Raw genomic sequence first — 6570 nt, 5'->3', positions numbered from 1 at the left:
GTAATACTTGGTAATTGATTTTGTCCCAAATTCCATCACTATCCGGGGCGTTATCTTGCTTGGTTCCGCTAGTCACCCAAGTATAAAATTGTTGTAATTTATAGTACATCCAAATAATATAAAAAAATAAACTCAAGATTAAGCTGATTAGCCACTCACCTGTTAAAAGCCCGCCAATCAAAGTTGCTAATACAACAATAAAGAGCCTCCATTTTTCAATTGACCAGATAGAAGGTTTCATTAGCTTATGACGGAATTAAACCGGTAACCCATGTTACGAATAGTTTGAATATGTCCGTCCAACTTATGTGGCTTTAATATTTTCCTAAGTCGCAGAATATGAACATCAACAGTACGCTCATCTATTGCAATAAGCACCCCCCAAACTTCATCAAGCAACTGAGACCGGTCAAATACCCTATCCTTATTTTTCATCAAAAAATGCAGTAATCGAAATTCAGTAGATCCAATATTAATAATGTGACTGTCGATTGTTAATGCGTGTTGTATTGAATTAATAGTAATGTTGCCAATAATCAAATCATCATTAGTGGTTAGCCCTTGAGATCGTCGTAATAACGAACGAATGCGTGCATCTAACTCTTTTAACAATACAGGCTTAGTCATATAGTCATCAGCGCCCATATTAAGCCCTTTCACTTTATCCTCTTCACCAGATTTTGCTGTTAGCATCATAATTGGCAAATACTGAAGTCCAGAAAGTTTTCTGATTTTACCAATCAGTTTAATGCCGTCAATATCTGGAAGCATCCAATCTAGTAGCACTAAATCTACAGTATTACTACTCAGCACACTTAATGCTAGGTACCCTGTATTAGCCTTAAGCGTACTATACTGCTTAGCTTTAAGGGAAACGTCAAGCATTTCTAATATCGCTTTATCGTCTTCAATAATTAATATAGTAGCCATGATACAAACTCTGTAATTTTATTGTTGATCTAGATTAAATTCTGTGTGACGAACATCTTGCCCTTTGACCAGATAAATAACATACTCACAGATGTTTTGAGAATGATCCCCAATTCTTTCAAGTGCTCTTGCACACCAGGTAACGTGTAGCATATTTTTAATATTACGCGGGTCTTCCATCATATGCGTTACCAATACCCTAGACACTCGATTAAATTCTTCATCAATTTGCTTATCTGTTTCTACCACTTTAGCTGCTTGCTCTATATCCATGCGCGCAAGTGCGTCAAGTGCATCATGCAAAATAGCGATAACTTTTTCACCAAGATTGGCAAGCTCAGCGTGCATACCAGTATCATCTTTAGTGGAAACTAGCTTTTGAACATGACGCCCAATTTTTTCAGCCTCATCGCCAATACGCTCAAGATCTGTAATTACTTTGATAATGGCAATAATGAGTCTTAAATCTCCAGCAGCGGGCTGTCTTTTAGCAATTAACTGTGCGCAGTTTTCATCAATTTCTATCTCAATTTTATTAATTTTGTAATCTGACTCTGCCACTTTTTTTGCAAGCTCATCATTTTGTTCAATAAGTGCAGAAACTGCATTTTTAACCTGAGATTCAACCATGCCGCCCATATTTAAAACCTTGCTCTTAACGCTTTCTAGTTCTTTATTATATTGTTGTGAAATGTGTTGCTGCGTTTCCATAAATAAACTCCTTGTTATCCAAATCTACCGGTGATATAGTTTTCAGTTAATTGATGCTCAGGGTTGGTAAAAACCGTATTAGTGTCGTTCACTTCAACCAAGTGCCCCATGTGAAAATAAGCTGTTCGTTGTGATACCCTAGCAGCTTGTTGCATTGAATGCGTTACAATCGCAATGGTGTATTTCTTACTTAGATCAATCATCAGCTCTTCAATAACAGCAGTGGCAATTGGATCAAGGGCAGAAGTTGGCTCATCCATTAAAATAACTTCCGGATCAATTGCAATGGTTCTAGCAATACATAATCTCTGTTGCTGTCCTCCGGATAATCCGGTACCAGGCTTATGAAGTGAATCTTTAACCTCTTTAAAAAGACCTGCTCGAATTAGACTTTTTTCAACCAATTCATCTAGCTCGATTTTGTTACTTGCTAAACCATGTAGCTTTGCCCCATAAGCGACATTATCATAAATAGACTTTGGAAATGGATTAGGCTTTTGAAAAACCATACCTACCCGTGCACGTAGCAAAACTGGATCCTGGTGTTTATGATAAATATCTTCATTATCTAGTTTAATGTCGCCACTAATATGGCAGCCTTGAATAGTATCATTCATACGATTAAGGCATCTCAAGAATGTCGACTTTCCACACCCAGAAGGGCCAATCATGGCAATAATTTGATTTTTTCCAATGTCAATATTAGCATCAAATATGGCTTGCTTATCATCATAAAAAACATCAACATTACGTGTTGAAAATTTCGCATCGTCAATAAAAGGCTTGCCAACCGTTTTATCAATCTCTATATCAAATTCTTCGCGCTTTTCTATATCTATCATCAACTACTACCTACCATTTCTTTTCAAATTTCTTGCGCATTATTACTGCTAAAAAATTCATTACAATTAAAAATCCCAATAACACCATAATAGCGGCAGATGTTCTTTCCGTAAATGCACGCTCAGGTGAATCAGACCACAAATATATTTGCACTGGAAGTACAGTAGAAGGATCTGTAATACCTTGCGGCACATCTGCAATAAAAGCAACCATGCCAATCATTAGTAATGGTGCGGTCTCACCTAAAGCTTGTGCCATACCAATAATAGTGCCTGTTAATATGCCAGGCATAGCCGCTGGCACAACATGATGAAATGTTGTTTGTACACGTGAGGCCCCCAAAGCTAATGCTGCTTCACGAATTGAAGGAGGCACGGCCTTTAGTGCAGCTCTAGAGGTAATAATAATTGTTGGAAGGGTCATTAGTGTTAATACCAAGCCACCAATCAATGGCACTGATCTTGGCACCCCAAAAAGTCCAATAAATACAGCCAATCCTAGTAAGCCAAAAACAATAGAGGGTACTGCAGCTAGATTGTTAATATTAATTTCAATAAGATCTACCCATTTATTATTTTTTGGTGCAAACTCCTCTAAATATATAGCTGTTGAAACACCAATGGGAAAAGATAACAACATAGTCACAAGCATTGTTAGTAATGACCCAATCATAGCACCCTTAATACCTGCTTGTTCGGGCTCTCTAGAATCATCTTCAGTAAAAAAACTGACATTAAATCGTTTTTCAAGACGATTTTCAGATAGCAACTTATCAACCCAAACCAATTGAAAATCTTTAAGCCTACGATCTGACTCTGGCAGAGATCTATCAATGCCACCTTTCATAAATACATCTACATCATCCCTAGCCAAGAACCATAAAGATTGCTTGGTATCGATAACACTTGGGTTATCTATGACAAAATCTCTAAGTTGATAAATCGCACTTTTACTCACTAGCTGTCTAAGTGCTCTTTTTTGTTTCCTGCCTTTAACACCAGGAAACATAGCCTTTAAAGATTGCTTAACTACCTTACTATAATTGGCACGAAATAATTCTTGCTCACTATATTGCGAATCTAATTTAAGTAACTTGCTATCAATATCAACCTCAATATTAATGTAAGTTTGTTGAAAAGCCGGAAGTCCAGTTACTGAAATATTGATTAATAACGACAATAGAAAGGCAATACTAACAGCAATGGCACTAATACCATATAACTTGAAACGCTTTTCTTTTGCATAGCGCTTAGCCAGTTTAAGTTTAATTATTTCTGTAGTATTTTTATTCATATTGCTCACGATATTTACGCACAACATAGAGTGAAATAATATTAAGCACTAAAGTAGTTAAGAATAATCCTAGTCCTAGCGCAAATGCAGCCAGTGTTTTAGCACTATCAAATTCCTGATCACCTGTTAATAAAGTAACCATTTGTACGGTTACAGTGGTAACAGCCTCTAGAGGATTAAAGGTTAAGTTTGCCGAAAGTCCCGCCGCCATAACCACAATCATCGTCTCACCAATTGCTCGAGAAGCAGCCAATAAAACACCACTAACAATACCTGGTAAAGCGGCTGGAATAATAACTTGTTTGATTGTTTCTGACTTGGTAGCACCCATTGCATATGATCCATCACACATTGATTGTGGGACGGCTGAGATTACATCATCAGATAATGACGATACAAATGGAATAATCATGACGCCCATAACAATACCAGCTGCTAAGGCACTTTCGGATGATAGGCTTAAATTGAGAGATTCACCCAAATCACGAATAAAAGGCGCGACAGTTAATGCAGCAAAAAAACCATAAACAACAGTTGGAATACCGGCCAACATCTCTAAAACTGGTTTAGCAAATGATCTGAATCCAGGAGATGAATACTCAGATAAGTATATAGCTGACATCAATCCTAAAGGCACAGCAATCACTAGTGCGATAAATGAAATAAGCAAAGTTCCCACAAATAGTGGCAAGGCGCCAAAACTTCCAGATCCACCTATTTGATCTTCACGAATAGCTTCTTGGGGGCTCCAGTGAGTGCCAAATAGGAAATCAAAAACATTGACTGTTTTGAAAAATATAATCGATTCAAATATCACTGAAAATATAATACCAATTGTTGTTAAAACAGCAATAGAAGCACAGCCTATCATGGCCCAACGTATTAGCCTTTCAACCAAATTACGCGCTTTCATTTCTGGCTTAATAAATGACAATGCAACAAACATGCTAACAAATGCCAAAATAAAGACAACAGCCGATTTAATTGAGGCGCTAAATTCTATTAGCTCGTTATATCGGCTAACCGCTTGGCGCTTAACCTCATCTTCTACTATTAAGGCAGAGTTGGATAAATTAATAATTTCATTAATAAACAACCCTATCTCATCAACAGATAGCTGTTGTAAATGCATTGGTAGCTGAGTGACAATTGCAGAAGTAATAAACGAAGACTCTAGTGCTGCCCAAAATAACAGAATAAATAAGGCAGGGACACTACTCCAAAATGCAATCAAATAGCCGTAATACTGTGGCAATGAGTGTAGTTTTTGACTTCTCTCTTTAGACAAGGTGACTGATCGTTTTCGACCAATAAAGTATCCTAAAAGTAACAATACTAAGAGTGCTGTAATAATTACACCAAAGTTCATATTAATCCTCTAAATTAAAAAGCCAGCATACGAATATGGTGATCAAATTGTACCAAAAATAATGACAAGGCTTATTGCATCTTAAGTGGTGCAAGACCATTAGCCGAATCACTCATTTTTTGGCGAGCATCATCAGATAACGGAATTAAACCTTTGTCAGTTAAGTATCCATCCTCTCCCCAAGCATCTTCACTAGTAAATTCAGCAATAAATTCTTTAATGCCTGGCACTTTTCCAACATGACTTTTCTTAACATAAAAATACAAAGGTCTAGAAATTGGATATGAACCATCGGCAATTGCCTCAAAATCAATTTTAACGCCATCAATAACGGCACCTTTAACCACATCACTATTTTGATCTAAAAAACTAAACCCAAAAACACCTAGCGCCTTAGGATTTGCTCTTAATTTTTCAACAATAAGATTGTCATTTTCTCCTACCTCAACATAAGAACCATCTTCACGAATTGAGTGACAAATAGTTTTGTATTTTTTCTTTAATTGAGAGGCGAGAGACTTATCACCAGACTTTTTAGCTGTTTTAGAGTCTTTTTTAATCTGCTTAATCCAGTCATAAGTAAAGCACCCACCTTGCAAGGCTAATTCTGCAAATGCATCACGAGTTCCTGATGTTGGCGGTGGTCCTAATACCTCAATTTTTGTATTAGGGAGTGCTGGATTGATATCACTCCACTTAGTATACGGGTTATCAATTAACTCTCCAGCCTGATCGTTGGGCACTTGTTTGGCTAATGCTAAAAATAACTCTCTACGAGTTAGGTTAAAAGCTGGACCTTGTTTAGAGTTAGCTATGGCAATCCCATCAAAACCAATCATCACTTCAATAATATCTTTAACACCATTCTTTTGGCATTTATTGTATTCACTAAGTTTAATTCTACGTGAAGCATTAGTAATATCTGGTGTGCTAATTCCATTGCCGGCACAAAATAATTTCATACCACCACCAGAGCCTGTAGATTCAATTTTTGGCGTTTTTCCGCCGGTTTTTTTACCAAAAGTTTCAGCAACAACAGTTGCAAAAGGATAAACAGTTGAAGATCCAACTACATCAATATAATCTCTTGCTACAACTGAATTAGAAATAGACATAATGGCACTAGAAGCAATAATTACAGCTGTAGATTTATAAATGTTTTTCATTTTTATTTCCTTCTTTTTTATTAGATTCGAGCTCAGTTTAATAAATGAATATGACAGAATTATGACAATAGTATTTGGGTCATGACAACTCAAGCATATTTAAAATCATGTTAAAGTACCGTTATGAAAGTAAAAAACAAGTATGTAAATCGTTCCCGTATTTCAGAGAAGAGATTTAGAGAAATAATTAAGTATTTTTCTCTTGATTTGAACGCAGTTCAAATCAAGGAATTAACAGGATTGAGCAGACAAACAATC

7 protein-coding genes are annotated in these 6570 nt (G+C 36.5%); all 7 read right to left on the bottom strand.

The window, feature by feature from the left end:
• Positions 1-241 (bottom strand): DUF3329 domain-containing protein (locus BTHERMOSOX_RS08570; RefSeq protein WP_138120667.1); only part of this gene is annotated, 241 nt, incomplete at its 3' end.
• On the bottom strand, positions 241-930 hold the full coding sequence (locus BTHERMOSOX_RS08565; protein WP_138120666.1) for a response regulator: 690 nt from the start codon (positions 928-930) through the stop codon (positions 241-243). The genes BTHERMOSOX_RS08565 and BTHERMOSOX_RS08570, both read right to left, overlap by 1 nt.
• An 18-nt stretch (positions 931-948) precedes the next feature.
• Entirely contained in the window at positions 949-1641 is a 693-nt protein-coding gene (phoU, locus tag BTHERMOSOX_RS08560; RefSeq protein WP_138120665.1) for a phosphate signaling complex protein PhoU, read from the bottom strand.
• A 14-nt stretch (positions 1642-1655) separates the two neighbouring features.
• Positions 1656-2483 (bottom strand): phosphate ABC transporter ATP-binding protein PstB, encoded by an 828-nt coding sequence (gene pstB / locus BTHERMOSOX_RS08555; protein WP_138120664.1) that lies wholly within the window; start codon positions 2481-2483, stop codon positions 1656-1658.
• Positions 2484-2493: 10 nt separating this feature from the next.
• Positions 2494-3777: a phosphate ABC transporter permease PstA gene (pstA, locus tag BTHERMOSOX_RS08550; protein ID WP_138120663.1), complete on the bottom strand. Its 1284-nt coding sequence runs from the start codon at positions 3775-3777 to the stop codon at positions 2494-2496.
• A complete protein-coding gene (gene pstC, locus BTHERMOSOX_RS08545; protein WP_138120662.1) occupies positions 3770-5146 on the bottom strand; it encodes a phosphate ABC transporter permease subunit PstC in 1377 nt (458 codons plus the stop codon). The genes pstA and pstC overlap by 8 nt, the downstream gene beginning before the upstream one ends.
• A 71-nt stretch (positions 5147-5217) precedes the next feature.
• Positions 5218-6312: a substrate-binding domain-containing protein gene (locus BTHERMOSOX_RS08540; protein WP_138120661.1), complete on the bottom strand. Its 1095-nt coding sequence runs from the start codon at positions 6310-6312 to the stop codon at positions 5218-5220.
• Positions 6313-6570 lie beyond the last annotated feature (258 nt).

Origin of the sequence: Bathymodiolus heckerae thiotrophic gill symbiont (assembly GCF_900128515.1) — a bacterium.
In the GTDB taxonomy this organism is placed as follows: domain Bacteria; phylum Pseudomonadota; class Gammaproteobacteria; order PS1; family Pseudothioglobaceae; genus Thioglobus_A.
Note: the sequence above shows the minus strand (reverse complement) of the source record. Positions and strands in the feature narration are given on the sequence as shown.

Bases quoted from the DNA above. Each gene is read 5' to 3' on its own strand.
- BTHERMOSOX_RS08565 (WP_138120666.1), bottom strand. From the start codon at position 930: ATGGCTACTATATTAATTATTGAAGACGATAAAGCGATATTAGAAATG.
- phoU (WP_138120665.1), bottom strand. From the start codon at position 1,641: ATGGAAACGCAGCAACACATTTCACAACAATATAATAAAGAACTAGAA.
- pstB (WP_138120664.1), bottom strand. From the start codon at position 2,483: ATGATAGATATAGAAAAGCGCGAAGAATTTGATATAGAGATTGATAAA.
- pstA (WP_138120663.1), bottom strand. From the start codon at position 3,777: ATGAATAAAAATACTACAGAAATAATTAAACTTAAACTGGCTAAGCGC.
- pstC (WP_138120662.1), bottom strand. From the start codon at position 5,146: ATGAACTTTGGTGTAATTATTACAGCACTCTTAGTATTGTTACTTTTA.
- BTHERMOSOX_RS08540 (WP_138120661.1), bottom strand. From the start codon at position 6,312: ATGAAAAACATTTATAAATCTACAGCTGTAATTATTGCTTCTAGTGCC.